The 794-nt window shown below is 57.9% G+C and carries 2 protein-coding genes; both read right to left on the bottom strand.

Translation table 11 applies throughout. From position 1 onward, the window contains the following. A partial coding sequence (locus J5M71_RS26095) for an NAD(P)-dependent oxidoreductase (protein WP_207838326.1) occupies positions 1-396 on the bottom strand: 396 nt, incomplete at its 3' end. A 272-nt stretch (positions 397-668) separates the two neighbouring features. Next, positions 669-794, bottom strand: a 126-nt coding sequence (locus tag J5M71_RS26090) for an OprD family outer membrane porin (RefSeq protein WP_207838327.1), incomplete at its 5' end; no start/stop codon positions are given.

The raw sequence follows: 794 nt of genomic DNA, 5'->3' as shown, positions 1-794 counted from the left end.
CTGTTGGTCCTGTTTGTAGAAACCGATGACGTGGTTGGAGCTGGCGAAGATCACCCGCTTCACACCGTGCTTGCGCGCCGCTTCGTAAATGTGGAACACGCCGCAGATGTTGGCACCGAGGATTTCTTCGAACGGGCGCTCGACCGAGACGCCGCCGAAATGCAGGATCGCATCGACCCCTTCGACCAGTTGATGCACGGCTTGCTTGTCGGCGAGGTCGCAGAGCACGACTTCTTCGTGGTCATCGACGGCCGGGGCGAGGGCGGCGATGTCGGACAGGCGCAGCACATTGGCGTAAGGGCGCAGGCGTTCGCGCAACACTTTGCCCAGACCGCCGGCGGCACCGGTCAGCAGCAGGCGGTTGAAAGGAGTGCGGGGGGTAGAGGTAGACGTCATGGCAATCCCTGAACACATTGTTATTAGGTTTGTTGTAGGTTGTCGTATGACTGCGCTGAAGTATCGGTAGGGTTTCCGGATCTTGTCAACGCGACTTTTGGTGTAGATGACGGAAGGGGCGATTCATTTTCTCAAGACCCGATACCTGCCTTGCAATGCAATCCCCTTGTGGGAGCGAGCCTGCTCGCGAATGCGGTGTGCCAGTCAGAACAAATCGACTGGTCCGGCGCTTTCGCGAGCAGGCTCGCTCCCACAGGGTAAACCGCCAACCGTTACAACAACGAAATCGGATAGCTGATAAAAATCCGGTTCTCGTCAAATTCGTTGGTGCTGAAGTCCCGGCGAATGGTCGCGTTGCGCCATTTCACGTTGAGGTTCTTCAGCGGGCCGCTCTGCAC

Origin of the sequence: Pseudomonas sp. 43(2021), assembly GCF_017490805.1 — a bacterium.
Taxonomy (GTDB): domain Bacteria; phylum Pseudomonadota; class Gammaproteobacteria; order Pseudomonadales; family Pseudomonadaceae; genus Aquipseudomonas.
This window is presented reverse-complemented; position numbering and strand designations above follow the sequence as displayed.